Raw genomic sequence first — 18,075 nt, 5'->3', positions numbered from 1 at the left:
GGTGGGGGCGGTCGGCGGGGAAGCAAGGGCGTGCATGTTTGAGCGCGGCAGTAGGAACAGCCCGGGGGGCTGTTCCCGCGCGAGTTCACGCCCGCCCCGCCGACCGCGCCAACTCCGGGAAGTCCCGCGCAGCGGGACCGGCTTCGCTGCGCTCCACCGCCCGCCCGGCCCGCGCATCGGACAAGACCGTGTTAAGAAACCAAACTCCCAACGTAATCGATCACCCCTCCTAGGCGCTTTGCTGCATCGATAGAACCGCCTCCGCCCGCGCCAGGCCGATCGCCTCGCCGACGAGGATGATGGCCGGGCTGCCCAGCCCCGCCTGCCGCGCGTCCACGGCGAGCCGCTCGAGCCGTGTCACCAGCCGGGCTTCTCGCGGTGTCGAGGCCCATTGCACCACTGCCGCAGGGGTCGTGCCGGGCAGGTGCGCCAGCAGGCCGGCCGCCGCTTCCTCGATGCGTTGCATGCCCATGTAGATCACCAGCGTGGTCCGGCTTTGCGCCAGGGCCGCCCAGTTGGGAGGCTCGCCGTCCTGGGTGTGGGCGGTGACGAAGCTCACGCCGTGGCAGTGGTCCCGGTGGGTCAGCGAGATGCCGAGGGCAGTGGCGGCCGCGAGTCCCGAGCTGATGCCATTGACCAATTCCACCTCGATGCCGGCCTGTTCCAGGAAGGCGATCTCCTCGCCCGCACGGCCGAACAGCAGCGCCTCGCCACCCTTGACCCTGACCACGGTCCGGCCCTGCAGCGCGTGGCGTCGCATCAATCGCTGGATGAAGGCCTGCGGCGTGGAGCGACAGCCGCCGCGCTTGCCGACGCGCAGCACGCGCGCTCGCGGCGCCAGCTCGACGATGTCCGGCGCCACCAGTTCGTCGAGCAGCAGCACGTCGGCCGCGGCGAGCGCACGCACCGCCTTGCGGGTCAGCAGTTCCAGGTCGCCGGGGCCGGCGCCCATCAGGATCACTCGTCCTTTGCCCATCTTCATCCTCGTCATTTCCATCATGCTCATGCCGACATTCGCGACGCGCCGCACATCCGCGACAGTTCCGGCACGCAAGAGCCGCACACGGTGCCGCAGCCCAGCGTGGCCTTCAGGGCCGCCACGTCGGCGCCCCGCGCGATGGCGGCGTTGATGGCCGATGCCGCGACGCCCTTGCACTGGCAGACGGTGCGGTCGCGGACCACCGGGGCCGCGTCCGGGGTGAACACGCGCAGCCGGGAGCCTTCCCACGGCTTGCCCGCCGCAAGGCGCGCCAGCAGCGCTTCCGCCTGTGCCACGTCACCCGCCAGGACGAAGGCAAGCAGGCGGTCGGCCTGCCAGCGTGCGCACTTGCGTACGCCCTGCCGCCGGTCCCGGTAGTCCAGGACGTCGGGGCCGGCGCCCATGTCCAGGGCCTCGGCCAACGCCCCGAGCCAGGCTTCGTCGGGCGCGGCCAGGGCGGCGGTCAACGCCAGCACCGTGCGGTCGCCGGCGGCGCGCAGGCCCAGCGCGGCATAGCCGCATGCCGCCAGCAGCGGCTGCAGCGCCGCGCGCCGGGCCAGAGCTTCTTCCTGCCCGTCCACGTCGATGGCGGCGCGTACCCGCCATCCCAGTTCCGCCTTGTCGATCCTGACCGCGGTGTGCTTGAGCTCCGGCTGGAACGACTTGCCGTCCACCGCCGCGTTGCAGACTTCATTGACACCGCCGCTGTTCATGAACTGGCCGTTCCAATGCATGGCGGCAAACACGGTTCCCGAGGCCAGGTCCTCGGTCAGCCTGAGCGGCAGCACGAGGGCGCCGTCGCGGCTCTCGACCTGCACCAGGTCGCCATCCGACAGGCCGCGGCGCGCGGCGTCCGCCGGATGCATGTCGAGCGTGGGCTCCGGCGCGTGCGAGAATGCTTGCGCGAGGCGGCCGGTGCGGCTCATGCCGTGCCATTGGTCCCGCAGCCGCCCGGTGGTCAGGTGGAAGGGATAGCGCGGGCTCGTCGCCACGGCCACGGGGCGGTAGGAGACGGGCTGGAAGCATGCGCGGCCCGATTCGGTGGCGTAGCGCCGATCGACATAGCGACGGGCCAGGCCCTGCGCGCTGCCGGCCGGGAATGGCCATTGCTGCGGCCCGCGCGCCTCCAGGATGTCGTAGTCCAGCCCGCCGATGTCGAGGTCGCGGCCTTGCGTGAGCGCCCGGTGCTCGTCGAAGATCTCGCGCGGCGTTTGGTAGGGAAACAGGTCGGGGGCGTCCGGCTTGAGCAGGCGTTGCATGCGCCGGCCGATCTCGGCCGCGATGCGCCAGTCGGCCCGCGCCTCGCCCGGTGGCGCGATGGCGGCGCGCACGCGCGATATGCGCCGTTCCGAGTTGGTGACGGTGCCGTCCTTCTCCCCCCAGCTGGCGGCGGGCAGGAGCACGTCGGCGAACGCCACGGTGTCGGTGTCGGCGTAGGCTTCCTGCACCACGACCAGTTCGGCGCGCCGCAGCGCCTGGCGCACGGCTTCGATGCGGGGCAGCGAATGGGCCGGGTTGGTACAGACGATCCACACCGCTTTCACCTTGCCCGCGGCCAGCGCGTCGAACATGTCGACGGCGGCCAGGCCGGGGCGGCCGGATACCGCGTCCACTTTCCAGAACGCCGCCACCTCGGCGCGATGGGCGGCATTGCCGATGTCCCGATGGGCCGCCAGCATGGTGGCCATGCCGCCCACTTCGCGGCCGCCCATGGCGTTGGGCTGGCCCGTCAGCGAGAACGGGCCCGCGCCGGCGCGGCCGATCTGGCCCGTCGCCAGGTGCAGATTGACCAGCGCGAGGTTCTTGTCGGTGCCGTGGCTGGACTGGTTCAGGCCCATGCAGTAGAGCGACAGCGTGGCCGGGCTGCGCGCAAACCATTCGGCGGCCTGGCACAGGTCCCGCTCGGAAATGCCGCACACCGCCGCGGCGGCGGCCGGCGTGGTGTCGCGCACTATGCGCTTGACCGCATCGAAGCCTTCGGTATGCCCGGCGATGTGGCCGTGGTCGAGCCAGCCTTCCCAGATCAGGTGGTGCAGCATGCCGTTGAACAGCGCGACGTCGGTGCCCGGCTGTATTTGCAGGTGCAGGTCGGCCATGGCCGCGGTGTCGGTGCGGCGCGGATCCACGACGATCCAGCGCGTGCCGGGCCGGGCCTCGCGTGCCGCTTCGAGCCGGCGGTACAGCACCGGGTGGGCGTATGCCATGTTGCTGCCGGCGATCAGCACCGTATGGGCGTGGTCCAGATCTTCGTAGCAGGTGGGCGGCCCGTCGGCGCCCAGCGACAGCTTGTAGCCCGTCACGGCGCTCGACATGCACAGGCGCGAGTTGGTGTCGATGTTGTTGGTGCCCACCAGGCCCTTGGCCAGCTTGTTGAAGATGTAGTAGTCCTCGGTCAGCAGTTGACCCGACACGTAGAAGGCCACCGCATCGGGGCCATGCCGGCGGACGATCTCCGCCAGGCGGGTCGCGACGTGGTCGAAGGCCGACTCCCATTCCACCGGCTGCAGCGGCGCGCCGCGCTGGGGACGCCAGGATGGATGCAGGGCGCGTCCGGCCGTGCTTTGCGCGGTCAGCGCGAGCGACAGCCCCTTCGAGCAGAGCTTGCCGGCATTGGCCGGATGATGGGGGTCGCCCCGGACGCCGACGATGCGATCGCCAACGCTGTCGATCAGGACGCCGCAGCCCACGCCGCAATAGCAGCAGGTCGACGCGGTGGTTCGTGGCTCGCCCATGACGTGCTCCCGCCGTTCAGCTCAGTCCGAGATAGACCACGCCCTTGTCCACGCGCACCGGGAAACGGCGCGCGCACCCCTCGTCGGGCGCCTTGGCCTGCCCGTTCTCCAGGCCGATCTGCCAGCCATGCAGGGGGCAGGTGACCGATTCCCCGTGGACGATGCCTTGCGACAAGGGACCGTTCTTGTGGGGGCAGCGGTCGAGCAGCGCGAAGACCTTGTCCTGGGCGGTACGGAACACCGCCAGGTTGCCGCCCGCGCGTTCCACCACGCGGCTGCCCAGTTTCGGGATGTCGTCCACCTCGCACAGGCGGACCCAGGGATGCGGATCATTGGCACTCATCATGCAACCTCTTCGGACACCAGTTTCAGGGGGATGTATTCGCGCCCGGCCTTGCCCTGCACGCGTTCGGCCCAGGGGTCGCGCAGGCCTTCGAGCGAGTACAGCAGGCGTTCGTAGAGCGCCTTGCGGCCGGGAGCGTCCTCCACGATCTTGCGCTTGACGTAGTCCAGGCCCACGCGCTCGATGTAGTGCACGGTGCGGTCGAGGTAATAGGCCTCCTCCCGGTACAGCTGCAGGAAAGCACCGGCGTACTCCTTGACCTCTTCGGGCGTCTTGACCTTCACCAGGAATTGCGCGACCTCGGTCTTGATGCCGCCATTGCCGCCCACGTAGAGCTCCCAGCCGCTGTCGACCGCGATCACGCCCACGTCCTTGATGCCCGATTCGGCGCAATTGCGCGGGCAGCCCGACACCGCGAGCTTGACCTTGTGCGGACTCCACATATTGGCCAGCATGGTCTCGAGCTCGATGCCCATCTGCGTGCTGTTCTGGGTGCCGAAGCGGCAAAACTCCATGCCCACGCAGGTCTTCACCGTGCGGATGGACTTGCCGTAGGCATGGCCGGAATTCATTCCCAGGTCGCGCCAGACGGAAACCAGGTCTTCCTTCTTCACGCCCAGCAGGTCGATGCGCTGACCGCCGGTCACCTTGATCATGGGCACGGCGTATTTGTCGGCCACATCGGCGATGCGCCGCAGTTCCGACGGGTTCGTCACGCCGCCCTTCATCTGCGGCACGACCGAGAACGTGCCGTCTTTCTGGATGTTGGCGTGCGCGCGCTCGTTGATGAAGCGGCTTTGCGGATCGTCCACGGCCTCGCGCGGCCAGGTCGAGATCAGGTAGTAGTTGACGGCCGGCCGGCAGGTGGCGCAGCCGTTGGGCGTGCGCCAATCCATGAAGGCATAGACCTCGGCGTGGCTCAGCAGCCTGTGCTCGCGGATGGCCTGGCGCAGCGCCGCATGGCTGTGGTCGGTACAGCCGCATACCGCCTTGGTCTTGGGAGCTTCCTGGAAATTGGAGCCCAGGGTGTTCATCAGGATCTGTTCCACCAGGCCGGTGCACGAGCCGCAGGAACTCGCGGCCTTGGTGTGCTTCTTGACGTCGTCCACGGTGAACAGGCCCTTGTCCTGGATGGCGCGCACGATGGTGCCCTTGCAGACGCCGTTGCAGCCGCAGACCTCGTCGCTGTCCTGCATGGCGGCGGCGCGGCTCTGCCCCTGCACGCCGGCATCGCCCACGCTGGATTCGCCGAACATCAGCCTGTCGCGCAGCTCGCCGATCGCGCGTCCTTCGCGCAGAAGCTTGAAGTACCAGGCGCCGTCCACCGTGTCGCCGTACAGGCAGGCGCCCACCAGCTTGTCGTCCTTGATCACCAGCCGCTTGTAGACGCCGCCGGCCGGATCCGACAGCACGATGTCCTCGGTATCGGCGCCGCCGGCGAAGTCCCCCGCCGAGAACAGGTCGATGCCGGTGACCTTGAGCTTGGTCGACAGTACCGAGCCCTTGTAGCTGCCGTAGCCGAGCTCGGCCAGGTGATTGGCGGCGACCTTGGCCATCTCGAACAGGGGCGCCACCAGGCCGTAGGCGGTGCCGCGATGGTTGACGCATTCGCCCACCGCGTAGATGCGCGGATCGAAGGTCTGCAGCACGTCGTTGACCACGATGCCGTTGCGGCAGTGCAGCCCCGCCGCCTCGGCCAGCGCGGTATTGGGCCGTATGCCCACGGCCATGACGACCAATTCGGCCTCGACTTCCTCGCCGTCCTTGAAGCGCACGCCCCGCACGCGGCCGGCGTCGTCGCCAAGGATCTCGGCGGTCGACCGCCCCAGCAAGAAATCGAGCCCGCGCGCCGCCAGCGAGGCTTCCAGCAGCTTGCCCGCGGTGCGGTCGAGCTGGCGCTCGAGCAGCCAGTCGCCCAGGTGCACCACGCTCACCTCCATCCCGCGCAGCTTCAAGCCGTTGGCGGCCTCCAGTCCGAGCAGGCCTCCGCCGATGACGATCGCCCGCCGCTTGGTCCGGGCCGCGTCGATCATCCGCTGCGTGTCGTGGATGTCGCGATAGGTAATGACGCCGTCCAGGTCCTTGCCGGGTATGGGCAGGATGAAGGGATTGGAACCGGTCGCCAGCAGCAGGCGGTCGTAGGGCGCTTCGCTGCCGTCCTCGGCCACGACCACGCGGCGGCGGCGGTCGATGCGGACCACCGGCTTGCCGGTGTGCAGCGTAATGCCGTTTTCCTCGTACCACGACAGCGGGTTGAGCACGATGTCCTGGAAGTTCTGCTCGCCCGCGAGCACCGGCGACAGCAGGATGCGGTTGTAGTTCGGATGCGGCTCGGCGCCGAAGACCGTGATGTCGTATCGGTCGGGCGCCAGCGCCAGCAGTTCTTCCAGCGTGCGTATGCCGGCCATGCCGTTGCCCACCACAACCAGTTTCGATCTGTTCATCATGTTCGACTCGGTCAGACAGTTCCGGAAACGACAACGGCGTCCCGCCGCAGCCTGGCTGCGAGGGGACGCCGTTGTCCTGGTGCGGGCCGTGGCGATTGCCCCGGCCCTGGTTCGCGCGCCGCATGGGCGCATTCATGATTAAGCAAAGGGCGTGCCGGGCCGCTTGCCGGTGTCGGGAATGCGGTGCGCCAGGGAGTTCGGGGACGAAGCGCCGGCGAGGGCGCCACGGTGGGGGCGGCAGGGCACCAGCCTAGTGCGTCGGGCCAGGCCGGCGCACTGGCGCAGGGCGCGGTCGTCTCGTGCTAGGCCTTGATGTCGAAGCTCCGCGCATAGGCGGCGGCGTCGCCGCCGTCCCAGGTCTTGCCGTCGATGAGCCGGCTCGATCGCCGGGTGGCGTCCGGCACGGCGACGCCCAGCTGCGCCGCCGCTTCGCGATACAGGTCGAGCCGGTGGATGCCCTGCGCGACCGCCTCGTAGTCGGGCTCGTCGCGCAGCATGCCCCAGCGCCGGTATTGCGCGATCAGCCACATCCCGTCTGACAGGTACGGGAAATTGGCCTCGCCGTCGCCGAAGAAACGGATGCCGGGCGTGCTGCCGTCCGCCGCCTTCTCCGGCAGCAGCCGCGACGCGATGACGTCGCGCGGCGCGTCGACGTAGTCCGGCAGCGCCAGCCAGGACGCGGCTTCTTCCCGGTTGGCGGGCACGTCCAGGTAGCGGCAGGCTTCCAGCAGGGCCATGACCAGCGCGCGCGCCGTGTTGGGATGGCGGTCGGCGAAGTCCCGGGTGCAGGCCAGCACCTTCTCGGGGTGATTGGGCCAGACTTCCGAGGTCAGCGCGACGGTAAAACCCTTGCCCTCGCTTTGCGCCAGCGCGTTCCACGGTTCGCCCACGCAGTAGCCGTCGACGTCCCCCCGCCGCAGGCCCTCGGCCATCTGCGGCGGGGGGATCACCACGCTGCGCACGTCGTACAGCGGATGGATGTCGTGCGCCGCCAGCCAGTAATAAAGCAGCATGGCGTGCGAGCCCGTCGGAAAAGTATGGGCGAAGGTGTAGCGCGTCTCGGAACCGTGGACCAGGCGCGCCAGCGAGGCGCCGTCGCGCACCTGGGGAGCCAGCGCCTGCGACAGCGTGATGGCCTGGCCGCCCTGGTTCAGCGACATCAATATCGCCATGTCGTGCTGCGGGCCGCCCAGGCCCAGCTGGATGCCGTAGCCCAGCCCGTACAGCGCGTGCGAGGCGTCGAGCTCGCCGGCCAGCAGCTTGTCGCGCACCGCCGCCCAGGACGGCTGGCGCTGCAGCACGATTTCGAGGCCGTACTTGCGGTCATACCCTTTGGCGACCGCGATGACCAGCGGCGCGCAGTCGGTCAGCGCGATGAAGCCCACGCGCAGCTGGCGCTTCTCCGGCGCATCGGAGCCCGCGACCAGGTGGCCGCCCGGATGCGCCGCGGAAGAAAAGGGAAGGGACATCGGCATCTCCGATCGGTTAGCCAGGCGGGTCGGACATCGACAGCAACTGCCGCGCGACGTCGCCCAGCCGGGCGCCTTGTTTCATGGCCTGGCTGCGCAGGAGTTCGAACGCCTCGGCTTCGCTCAGCCCGTGCCTGTCCATCAGCCAGCCCTTGGCCCGGTCGATGTCCTTGCGGTCCGCCAACTGCTGTTCGACTTCGGCCAGCCGGCGCCGCAGCTTGTCTTCCTCGTCGAAGCGGGCACAGGCGACTTCCAGGATGGGGGCCAGTTTCTCGGGCGCCATGCCATCCACCACATAGGTCGTGACGCCGGCCCGGACCGCCGCGCGGATGATGGACTGGTCGGCCACGTCCGAGAACATGACCACCGGCCGGGGAGCGGCGGCGTTCATGACCGCCAACTGCTCCAGGGTGTCGCGCGTGGGCGATTCGGTATCGATGATGATCACGTCGGGACGCTGCGTTTCCACCGCATGGAGCAGCGCCCGGGCATGCGCCACGTCCGCCATGATCTCGTATCCCGCGCGCTGCAGCGCCTCGCGCAACTCGGCGATGGGCTTGTCGGTATCGTTGACCAGCAGGACTCGGGGCATGGAAGAATGTTACGCCGCCTGGCGCGCCGGATGGCTTTGCTTGCGGTAGAGGAAATCGATGACCGCGGTGCGGCACGCGTGATAGCGCTCGTCGTCGGCCAGCTCGATCCGGCTGCGCGGCCGCGGCAGGCGCACGTCCAGGATCTCGCCTATGGTGGCGGCCGGGCCGTTGGTCAGCATCACGATCCGGTCCGACAGCAGCACCGCCTCGTCCACGTCATGCGTGACCATGATGACGGAGCTCTGCGTCTTGGCGACGATTTCCAGCAGCTCGTCCTGCAAGTGGGCGCGGGTCAGCGCATCGAGCGCGCCGAAGGGTTCGTCCATCAGCAGCACGTCGGGTTCGATCGCCAGGGCGCGGGCGATGCCCACGCGCTGCTTCATGCCGCCCGATATCTCGTGCGGCAGCTTGTGCTCCGCATGCGCCAGCCCCACCAGCTGCAGCGCCGCCAACGTACGCTCGCGCAGCCTGGCCTTGCTCTCGGTGGCGCCGAATACGCGCTCCACGCCGAGATGGATGTTCTTGTAGCAGCTGAACCAGGGCAGCAGCGAGTGGTTCTGGAAGACCACGGCGCGTTCGGGCCCTGGCCCGTCGATCTCCCGGCCGGCGCAGATGAGCGCGCCGGACGTGGGGCGTGTCAGGCCCGCCACCAGGTTGAGCAGTGTCGACTTGCCGCATCCGGAATGGCCGATCAGCGAGATGAACTCGCCCTTGGCGACGGTCAGGTTGATGTCGCGCAGGGCAATGAAGTCTCCCTTGCGGGTCTTGAAGACCTGGCCCACGTTTTCGATGCTGAGGAACTTGTCCACGATGCGCTCCTTGCGCGTGTCAGTCGGCGTAGGTGAAGCGCCGGACCAGCTGGGTCAGCAAGACTTCCAGGACCAGGCCGACGATGCCGATCACGAAGATGGCGATGACGATGTGTTCCACCTTCAGGTTGTTCCATTCGTCCCACAGCCAGAAGCCGATGCCCACGCCGCCGGTCAGCATCTCGGCCGCGACGATCACCAGCCAGGCCGTGCTGATGGACAGCCGCACGCCGGTCAGCATGTAGGGCAGGACGGCCGGGAACAGCACCCGCGTCATGATCTTCCATTCCGACAGCTTCAGCACTCGCGCCACGTTCATGTAGTCCTGCGGCACGCGCGTCACGCCGACCGCGGTATTGATGATCATCGGCCAGATCGAGCAGATGAAGATGGCCCATACCGCGGCCAGGTTGGCGGACTTGAACAGCAGCAGTCCCAGCGGCAGCCAGGCCAGCGGCGACACCGGACGCAGCAGGCTGATGAGAGGGGAGAGCACCGCACTGACCGCCGCGAAGCGTCCGATGACGAAACCCGCCGGGATGCCGACCAGCGCCGCCAGCCCGAAACCGATGGCCACGCGCCGCAGGGACGAAAGCAGGTTCCAGCCTATGCCCTGGTCGTTGGGGCCGTTGTCGTAGAACGGGTCGGAGAACAGCGCCACCGCCGCTCGCCCGGTCACGCCCGGCGAAGGAATCTCCGGGATGGTGTCGGCCACCAGTTGCCAGCCCAGGATCAGCAGCGCGAAACCCAGGCATGGGCCGGCCACTGCCTTGACGAAGGTTTCCCAGGCGCTGCGCCAGTCCACGCGCGCCAGCAGCGGCGGGCGCGGCGCCGTGGCCGCGGGCGCTGCGGGGGCGTGGGCGCCTGCGGCGTGCAGGTCGATGACCTCCGCAACGGGCGGGGAGGCGGCAGGACCGGCGTTGAAGGAGCGAGCCGTGGCGGTCATGATGGAGACTCCTGGTGCGATGCTTAGGAAACGTTGACCTTGAAGCCGTCGGCATAGGCGGCCGGGTTCTTGCCATCCCAGACCACGCCGTCGACGAGCCTGGACGTGCGCATGTCCGACTTGGGCACCGCCACGCCCGCCGCGCTCGCGGCCTGCTTGTAGACGTCGATGCGGTTGACCTGCCTGGCGACCGCCAGGTAGTCGGGATGGCTCTTGAGCAGCCCCCAGCGCTTGTGCTGGGTGAGGAACCACATGCCGTCCGACAGGTAGGGGAAGTTGGCGCCGCCGTCGTTGAAGAACTTCATCGCGTTCGGGTCGTCCCAGGTCTTGCCCAGGCCGTCGGTATAGCGGCCGAGCATCCGGTCCAGGATCACGTCCATGTCCGTGTTGACGTAGGACTTGGCGGCGATGGTCTCCGCGGTCTTGCGGCGGTTGGAAGCCGACGCGTCGATGAACTTGCCCGCTTCCAGCACCGCCGCCGTCACGGCGCGCGCCGTATTCGGATAGCGCTGCACGAACTCGGCGGTCGTGCCCAGCACCTTCTCCGGATGATCGGTCCAGATTGCCTGCGTGGTGGTGGCGGTAAAGCCGATGTTGTCCATGATGGCGCGCGCGTTCCAAGGCTCGCCCACGCAGAACCCGTCCATGTTGCCGACCCGCATGTTCGCCACCATCTGGGGCGGCGGCACGGTAATAACCTTGGCATCGCGCATCGGATTGATGCCATGGGCGGCCAGCCAGTAATAGATCCACATGGCGTGGGTGCCGGTCGGGAAGGTCTGGGCGAAGGTGTATTCGGCCTTCTCGCTTTTCATCAGCTTGGCCAGCGACGCGCCATCGCGCGCGCCCTTGTCCCGGAGCTTGTTGGATATCGTGATGGCCTGGCCGTTGTTGTTCAGGTTCATCAGCACCGCCATGTCCTTGCGCGGGCCGCCTATGCCCAGCTGCACGCCGTAGACCAGACCGTACAGCACGTGGGCGAGATCCAGTTCGCCGTTGACCAGCTTGTCGCGCACGCCCGGCCAGGAGGCTTCCTTGACGGGCGTGATCTTCACGCCGTATTTCTTGTCCAGGCCCAGCGTCGCCGCCATCACGACGGAGGCGCAGTCGGTCAGCGGAATGAAGCCGATCCTGACCTCGGGCTTCTCGGGAGCGTCCGAGCCGGCCGCCCACGCTCCCGCGCGCACCATGGGATCCACCAGGCTCATGATGCCCGCGGCCGCTCCGGCCCCCAGCAGCCTGCGGCGCTGGGCGTCCGGGCCGGACGAGGTGGCGGCGGTGGCCGCCGGGGGGCAAGAGTCAGGCGAGGTATTCAGTTTCATCCGGCGCTCCAGGCGAAAAAAAGCGTCCCGCGCAACGAAGGCTTCGCCTTGGTCACTGCGGAACGCCGTTGTTCCTACCGCTCAGTCGTGTCGCCGGCCTGCGTTGGCCGGCAAGCCTTTCAAGCAATAGCTGTGCCATGGGTGGGACGGTCTTCGCTGGCGCAGGAAAACCGCTTATGGAACAAGGGGTTGAAGCTGGGGTGGGGCCGGCGTCGCCGCGCCTGGCTGGCGCTTGCGCCCCATGGCGCGTGCCCAATCTTGTGCGCCGCACCAAGCGGGTGCTTCCGCATTTCCGAAGCCTGGCCGCTCTTGGACGGCCGGCTCGCCACGTGCGGACACGGTAAACTGCGGGCCATGCGCATACGTCCCGACTCCGCGGCATTCGTCCTGCTCCTGGCTTCCCTGTCCGCGTTGCCGGCTCTCTCCACCGACATGGCGCTGCCCGCGCTGGCGGCCATCGGCCTGGATCTCCACGTCCCGCCGTCCAGCGCCGCCTTGACCCTGAGCCTGTTCCTGGCCGGATTCGCCATCGCGCCCCTGGCGTACGGTCCGCTGGCCGACCGCTACGGCAGGCGGCCCATCGTGCTGTTCGGCGGCGTGCTGTTCTCGCTGGCGAGCGCCGCCTGCGCGCTGGCGCCCAACCTGGGTTCGCTGCTGGTGTTCCGTGTCCTGCAGGGCGTCGGCGCCGGGGCGGGATCGGTGATGTCGCTCACCATCGTGCGCGACCTTTTCCAGGGCCACGTCGCGCGCGCCCGCCTGTCGTATGTCGCCAGCATGCGCATCGTCGCGCCTATGATCGCCCCCACGCTGGGCAGCTGGGTGATGTATTTCGCCGGATGGCGCTCGATCTACGGGGTGATGGCGCTGGCCGGCGTGGCGACGACCGTGGCGGTGTACCTGGGCATGGCCGAGACCCGTCCGTCCGCCACGATCGCCGCGCGCCCCACGGCGGGTGCGCTGATGCGGGCCTATGCGCGCGTGCTGGGCAATCCCGTGTGCCTGGGCAACACGCTGGTCAATGCGCTGACCTTCGGGTGCCAGTTCGCCTACATCACCGGCTCGCCGCTGCTGATGATGCAGCTGCTGGGCATGTCGCCCCAGGCCTTCGGCCTGGTCTTCGCCATGACCGCCTTCGGCATCATGGCGGCCTCGCTCATCAACGGCCGCCTCAATGCCCGCGGCATCGCCCCGCACAAGCTGCTGTGGACCGGCCTGGCGCTGTCGAGCTCGACCAGCGTGCTGCTGGCGATACTGGGGTTCGCCGACGCCTTGTCGGCCTGGACCCTGGTGCCCCTGTTGATGATCAATACTTTTTCGTTCGGCATGATCGCGCCGAACGCCTCGCATGCGGCGGTGGAGCCGCTGCCCGAAGTGGCCGGCGTGGCCTCGGCCGTGGTGAGCTGCGTGATGATGGCCACGGGCGCGCTGTCGGGATCCCTCGTGACCTTCCTCTACGACGGCCACAGCGCCCGGGCCATCACCGGCGTGATGGCGGCGTGCACGCTGTCGGCGCTGGCCATCTACGCCTTCTGGGTGCGGCGCCTGCCGGCGCCCGCCCCCAGGCAGGCCTGATCAGCGCAGCACGAAGCCGCCGACCTTGCCGTCCTGCAGGTTCAGCGTGCCGACCAGATCGTCGCCGCCGTCCTTGAAGGTGATCTTCCACAGCGAGAACTCGTAGGCCTGCTGGCGGTAGTCGCCCAGGCGCTGCACCTGGTAGCCCGCCTTCAGCCGCGGCCCGAGCTGCGTCGCCACGGCGTCGAACTGCGCCCGGTCCAGCTTGGCGAAATCGTTGCTGCCGGCGGCCACGAATTGCTGGTAGTCGTTGGATTCGATCGCGCCCAGCAGCGTCCTGAGCATCTGCGTCTCGGTCGCGATGTCGGCGGCGAGCGCCAGCGGGGCATGCAGGGCGGCGGCAAGCGCCAGGCCCAGGATCGCTTTGCGCGGAAAGTTCATGGGGACTCCGGAAATGAGGGGGCGGGCGCATGCGCCGCGGCGATGCCACGCAGGCAGGCTTCCGGCCCGCCATGGACCACCGTGGCGCTGCACGCCAGCATCAGGTTCAGGGTCAGGCCGAAGTCCTCGACCCGGTAACCGCGGTCGTCCACGGGTTCGCCGTCCGCGCCGCGGCCCGCGGCGAGGCGCTGCGCGAGCGGGCGGTCTTCGTCAGTGTAGGCCCAGACCGGCTTGCCGCAGGCGGCCGCATAGCCGACTTCGAAGGCGGTGCCCGAATCCGGCTCCTGTCCGCGGAAAGGCGCCAGGTTGGCCATCACCAGGTCGGCCTCGCCCAGCAGGGCGATGTTGGCGCGATAGATGGCACGGGCCGCTTCGGCGCCGGCCTCGCGCGGCGCGGGGGCATCGAGCGGAAACAGGCCCTGGAAGCCGTGGCGCGCGCAGAGTTGCTTGAGCCGCTCGCCATGGGCCTGGGCGTCGGGCCGGAACACGTCCGGCCCGGCAAGGTAGATCTTCATGGCGCGCCGGCGGGACGCCTCAGGCCAGTACGCCGGCGTCCGCCAGCAACTGCTTGAGCTCGCCCGTTTCGTGCAGCTCGGCCAGGATGTCCGAGCCGCCGATGAATTCGCCCTTGATGTAGAGCTGCGGAATGGTCGGCCAGTTCGAGTATTCCTTGATGCCCTGGCGCACCTCGTCGTCTTCCAGCACGTTGACGGTGGTCACCTGGCGCACGCCATTGGCCTTCAGCAACTGGATGGCGCGGCCCGAGAAGCCGCATTGCGGGAACTGGGCAGTGCCCTTCATGAACAGCACGACAGGGTTTTCGGTAACGGTCTGCCGGATGAAATCTTGCACGTCGCTCATGGCGATCCTCGTACAGGGTGAAAGGTGATGAAGTCGATTATAGGGACCCGCCGGAAATCCGCTCGATGCCGGCCAGGTCGCGGCGGCTCGTGGCGCCGCCGAAGCCGGCGGCCCGCAGCAAATCCCGCACCCGCCCGGCCTGGTCCCAGCCATGTTCCATCCACAGCGCGCCGCCGGGCTTGAGCCATGCCGGGGCGCCGCGGACGATGGCGCGCAGGGCCTCGAGGCCGTCTGAGCGGTCCGTCAGCGCCATGCCCGGCTCGTGGCGCAGGTCCCCCTGCGACAAATGCGGATCGCCGGCGGCGATATACGGCGGGTTGGAAACGATCACGTCATAGATGGGTGCCGCGGCGCCGCCGTTCAAGGCCCCGTACCAGTCGCCCTCGTGCAGCGCCACCACGGCGCCAAGGCGCCTGGCGTTGTCACCGGCCACCTCCAGGGCCTGCGGACTGAGGTCCGTGGCGTCCACCCGCGCATCGGGCCGGGCCAGCGCAATCGAGACGGCGATGGCACCGCTGCCCGTGCCCAGGTCCAGCACGCGCGGGGCCGGAATGTCCCGGACGTGCGCGAGCGCGGTTTCCACCAGCAGCTCCGTCTCGGGGCGCGGGATCAGCACCGCGGGCGATACGTGGAAGAGATGGCCCATGAACTCGCGCTCGCCCAGCAGGTAAGCCATGGGCTCGCCTCGCCGGCGCCGCGCCGCCCAGTCCTGGAAGACCGCCACCTGCGCATCCGGCAGCGCCTCGTCGTCATGGGCGATGAGCCAGGTCCGGCTCGCGCCCAGTGCACGCTCGAGCAGCATGCGCGCCTCCAGCAGCGGCAGCCCGCTGCCGGCGATCAGCTCGCGCGCGCAGGCCGCCATGGCGTTCAGTCGTCGCCCAGCGCGGCCAGCAGCTCGGCCTGGTGTTCCGAGGCCAGGGCGGAGATCAGCTCCTCCAGGTCGCCGTCCAGCACGTTCTGCAGCTTGTACAGGGTCAGGTTGATGCGGTGGTCGGTCACCCGGCCCTGCGGGAAGTTATAGGTGCGGATGCGCTCGGAACGGTCACCCGAGCCGACCAGGCTCTTGCGGTGCGCCGCTTCCTTGGCGTGGCGCTCGCGCTGCTCCTTGTCCTTGATGCGGGCGGCCAGCACCTTCATCGCCTTGTCGCGGTTGCGGTGCTGCGATCGGTCGTCCTGGCATTCGACCACGATGCCCGTGGGCAGGTGGGTGATGCGCACGGCCGAATCGGTCTTGTTGATGTGCTGCCCGCCCGCGCCGCTGGCGCGGAAAGTGTCGATGCGCAGGTCGGCGGGATTGATCTGCACCTCGGCCACCTCGTCCGCTTCCGGCATGATGGCCACCGTGCAGGCGGACGTATGGATGCGGCCTTGCGTTTCGGTGGCCGGCACGCGCTGCACGCGATGGCCGCCCGATTCGAACTTGAGCTTGCCGTAGGCGCCGTCGCCCGCGATGCGCGCGATCACTTCCTTGTAGCCGCCAAGCTCCGATTCGCTCATCGACATGATCTCAACCTGCCAGCGATTGCGCTCGGCATAGCGGGTATACATGCGCAGCAGGTCGCCCGCGAACAGCGCGCTCTCGTCGCCGCCCGTGCCCGCCCGGATTTCCAGGAACAGGCTGCGGTTGTCGTCCGGGTCGCGCGGCAGCAGCAGGATGCGCAGCTCGCCTTCCAGTTCGTCCAGCCGGTCCCGGCCCGCGCGCAGCTCTTCCTCGGCCATCGCCTTCATGTCGGGATCGCCCAGCATCTCCTGGGCCGTCTCGATGTCCGCCTCGGTGCCTTCGTACTGCTTGAAGCCATTGGCGACCGGTTCGATCTCCGAGCGCTCCCGGGACAGCTTGCGGAAAGTGTCCATGTCGCTGGCGGTCTCGGGGGCCGCGAGCAACGCGTCCAGTTCGGCGAGGCGTCGAGTCAATTGCTCGAGCCGGGCCCGCATCGATGCTTTCATGAAAGGCTAGTGGTTGCGCTCAGAGCGCGACGAGAACAGGCGCGGCAACCAGGCCAGCAGCTGCTGGCGGTCGGCGCCTTCGCTATGGTTGAGGGCGGACAGCGGACCGTGCAGGTACTTCTGCGTCAGGCCATGCGCCAATTGTTCCAGGACTTGCTCCGGCGCATCGCCCCGGGCCAGCGCCTTGCGGGCGCGATCCAGTTCGGCCTGCCGCATCGCGTCGGCCGCCTGGTGCAGGTCACGGATGACCGGCACGATGGTGCGCGTATCCATCCAGTGCATGAAATTCTGTACCCGGGTCTCGATGATGGCCTCGGCCTGCACCACCGCCGCCTTGCGCGCGTCGGACGCGTTCTGCACCAGGCGGCCCAGGTCGTCCACCGAATACAGGTAGACGTCGTCCAGCCGGCCGACCTCGGGTTCGATGTCGCGCGGCACTGCCAGGTCGATCATCACCATCGGCCGGTGGCGCCGCGTCTTGGTGGCGCGTTCCACCATGCCCAGCCCCAGGATGGGCAGCGAACTCGCGGTGCTGGACACCACCACGTCGAAATCCGCCAGCTTCTCGGGCAGTTCCGACAGCCGCATCGCACCGGCCGAGAACTTCGAGGCCAGCGTCTCGGCCCGTTCCACCGTGCGATTGGCCACCACCATCTTCTTCGGATGATGCGCGGCCAGGTGCGTCGCACAGAGCTCGATCATCTCGCCCGCGCCGATCAGCAGCACATTGACCTCGGCCAGGTCGCCGAACACCCGCTCGGCCAGCCGCGCCGCCGCCGCGGCCATCGACACCGACTGCGCGCCGATCGCGGTCTGCGAACGGACCTCCTTGGCCACCGAGAACGTGCGCTGGAACAACTGGTGCAGCAGCGTGCCCATCGCCCCGGCTTCCTCGGCGGCGCGCACGGCGTCCTTCATCTGCCCGAGGATTTGCGGCTCGCCCAGCACCATCGAATCCAGCCCGCTGGCCACGCGGAACGCGTGCCGGACGGCGTCGTGATGGATATGCCGATACAAATGCGGCTGCAGCGACCGGTTGTCGAACTGGCGATAGTCCGCCAGCCAGGCCGGCAGATGCTCGGCCACACCCGGTTCGGCCGCACAGTAGATCTCGGTGCGATTACAGGTGGACAGGATGGCCGCTTCGCGCACCGCGCCCCCGAACGCCGACCGCAACCCCGCCAGCGCCGGGCGAACCAGCTCCAGCGGTAGCGACACCCGTTCCCGCACCGAGACCGGGGCGGAGACGTGGTTCAGGCCGAATGTAAGGACGTCGACGGACATGGGCAGGAAAAAGGGCCCGGATGAGGAGGGCCACCCGCCATTATAAAGGGTCGGGGCGGGGGAGGGTGCGACGGGCGGTCGCATAGGGCCGAGCGCTTTGCCAAGCGGGAAAAAAGTGTGTAATATCCTGCGTTCTTTACGGGACGCGCTTAATTTCGCGTAGCCGTAAAGCGTTTCGTTGCAGCGCTCGTTGCGACACTGGCCTGGTAGCTCAGTTGGTAGAGCAGCGGATTGAAAATCCGCGTGTCGGTGGTTCGATTCCGCCCCAGGCCACCACTTTTCAACGCCCAACCTCTATCGGTTGGGCGTTTTCGTTTCCGGGTTCCCCGACGCCGCGCGGGGTTCGGCGGCGTTCTGCGTGTGCCACGCAGTGAAGCCGCACCGCCCGAA

At 68.6% G+C, this 18,075-nt stretch carries 16 protein-coding genes and 1 tRNA gene; 2 read left to right on the top strand and 15 right to left on the bottom strand.

Annotated features, from left to right (window positions below; translation table 11 throughout):
* Positions 1–229: 229 nt before the first annotated feature.
* The 9 genes from cobA to CDO44_RS21795 all read right to left on the bottom strand — a co-directional run bounded on the left by cobA (position 230) and on the right by CDO44_RS21795 (position 11,640).
* Complete coding sequence (gene cobA, locus CDO44_RS21835) at positions 230–976, bottom strand: uroporphyrinogen-III C-methyltransferase (protein WP_198951422.1); 747 nt, start codon at positions 974–976, stop codon at positions 230–232.
* A 26-nt stretch (positions 977–1,002) separates the two neighbouring features.
* On the bottom strand, positions 1,003–3,711 hold the full coding sequence (locus CDO44_RS21830; RefSeq protein WP_087782368.1) for a nitrate reductase: 2,709 nt from the start codon (positions 3,709–3,711) through the stop codon (positions 1,003–1,005).
* Between the two features lie 16 nt (positions 3,712–3,727).
* Complete coding sequence (gene nirD / locus CDO44_RS21825; RefSeq protein WP_233146304.1) at positions 3,728–4,057, bottom strand: nitrite reductase small subunit NirD; 330 nt, start codon at positions 4,055–4,057, stop codon at positions 3,728–3,730.
* Entirely contained in the window at positions 4,054–6,498 is a 2,445-nt protein-coding gene (nirB, locus tag CDO44_RS21820) for a nitrite reductase large subunit NirB (protein WP_087782371.1), read from the bottom strand. Before nirB ends, nirD begins: the two co-directional genes overlap by 4 nt.
* A 305-nt stretch (positions 6,499–6,803) precedes the next feature.
* Positions 6,804–7,970: a CmpA/NrtA family ABC transporter substrate-binding protein gene (locus tag CDO44_RS21815; RefSeq protein WP_087782366.1), complete on the bottom strand. Its 1,167-nt coding sequence runs from the start codon at positions 7,968–7,970 to the stop codon at positions 6,804–6,806.
* A gap of 16 nt (positions 7,971–7,986) precedes the next feature.
* Complete coding sequence (locus tag CDO44_RS21810; protein ID WP_087782365.1) at positions 7,987–8,562, bottom strand: ANTAR domain-containing response regulator; 576 nt, start codon at positions 8,560–8,562, stop codon at positions 7,987–7,989.
* A 9-nt stretch (positions 8,563–8,571) separates the two neighbouring features.
* Positions 8,572–9,375, bottom strand: coding sequence for an ABC transporter ATP-binding protein (locus tag CDO44_RS21805; RefSeq protein ID WP_198951421.1), 804 nt, complete (start codon positions 9,373–9,375; stop codon positions 8,572–8,574).
* A 16-nt stretch (positions 9,376–9,391) separates the two neighbouring features.
* A complete protein-coding gene (gene ntrB, locus CDO44_RS21800; RefSeq protein WP_233146303.1) occupies positions 9,392–10,318 on the bottom strand; it encodes a nitrate ABC transporter permease in 927 nt (308 codons plus the stop codon).
* A 23-nt stretch (positions 10,319–10,341) separates the two neighbouring features.
* Entirely contained in the window at positions 10,342–11,640 is a 1,299-nt protein-coding gene (locus CDO44_RS21795) for a CmpA/NrtA family ABC transporter substrate-binding protein (protein WP_087782363.1), read from the bottom strand.
* 354 nt (positions 11,641–11,994) lie between these two features.
* On the opposite strand from CDO44_RS21795, the gene CDO44_RS21790 reads away from it, so the two are divergent.
* Positions 11,995–13,212, top strand: a complete 1,218-nt coding sequence (locus CDO44_RS21790; RefSeq protein ID WP_087782362.1) for a multidrug effflux MFS transporter — start codon at positions 11,995–11,997, stop codon at positions 13,210–13,212.
* Here CDO44_RS21790 and CDO44_RS21785 read toward each other — a convergent pair whose 3' ends face one another.
* Genes CDO44_RS21785 through hemA form a run of 6 tightly spaced genes read right to left on the bottom strand, consistent with a single transcriptional unit; the run spans position 13,213 to position 17,685 of the window.
* Positions 13,213–13,593, bottom strand: a complete 381-nt coding sequence (locus CDO44_RS21785) for a hypothetical protein (RefSeq protein WP_087782361.1) — start codon at positions 13,591–13,593, stop codon at positions 13,213–13,215.
* Positions 13,590–14,108, bottom strand: coding sequence for a nucleoside 2-deoxyribosyltransferase (locus CDO44_RS21780; RefSeq protein WP_087782360.1), 519 nt, complete (start codon positions 14,106–14,108; stop codon positions 13,590–13,592). The genes CDO44_RS21785 and CDO44_RS21780 overlap by 4 nt, the downstream gene beginning before the upstream one ends.
* Positions 14,109–14,127: 19 nt before the next feature.
* A complete protein-coding gene (grxD, locus tag CDO44_RS21775; RefSeq protein WP_087782359.1) occupies positions 14,128–14,454 on the bottom strand; it encodes a Grx4 family monothiol glutaredoxin in 327 nt (108 codons plus the stop codon).
* 37 nt (positions 14,455–14,491) lie between these two features.
* A complete protein-coding gene (gene prmC, locus CDO44_RS21770; protein WP_087782358.1) occupies positions 14,492–15,316 on the bottom strand; it encodes a peptide chain release factor N(5)-glutamine methyltransferase in 825 nt (274 codons plus the stop codon).
* 5 nt (positions 15,317–15,321) lie between these two features.
* A complete protein-coding gene (gene prfA, locus CDO44_RS21765; protein WP_087782357.1) occupies positions 15,322–16,401 on the bottom strand; it encodes a peptide chain release factor 1 in 1,080 nt (359 codons plus the stop codon).
* Between the two features lie 6 nt (positions 16,402–16,407).
* Positions 16,408–17,685, bottom strand: coding sequence for a glutamyl-tRNA reductase (gene hemA, locus CDO44_RS21760; RefSeq protein ID WP_158213378.1), 1,278 nt, complete (start codon positions 17,683–17,685; stop codon positions 16,408–16,410).
* Positions 17,686–17,885: 200 nt separating this feature from the next.
* On the opposite strand from hemA, the gene CDO44_RS21755 reads away from it, so the two are divergent.
* A tRNA-Phe gene (locus CDO44_RS21755) sits at positions 17,886–17,961 on the top strand.
* The last annotated feature ends 114 nt before the right edge of the window (positions 17,962–18,075 follow it).

Origin of the sequence: Pigmentiphaga sp. NML080357, assembly GCF_002188465.1 — a bacterium.
Taxonomy (GTDB): Bacteria; Pseudomonadota; Gammaproteobacteria; order Burkholderiales; family Burkholderiaceae_B; genus Pigmentiphaga.
Note: the sequence above shows the minus strand (reverse complement) of the source record. Positions and strands in the feature narration are given on the sequence as shown.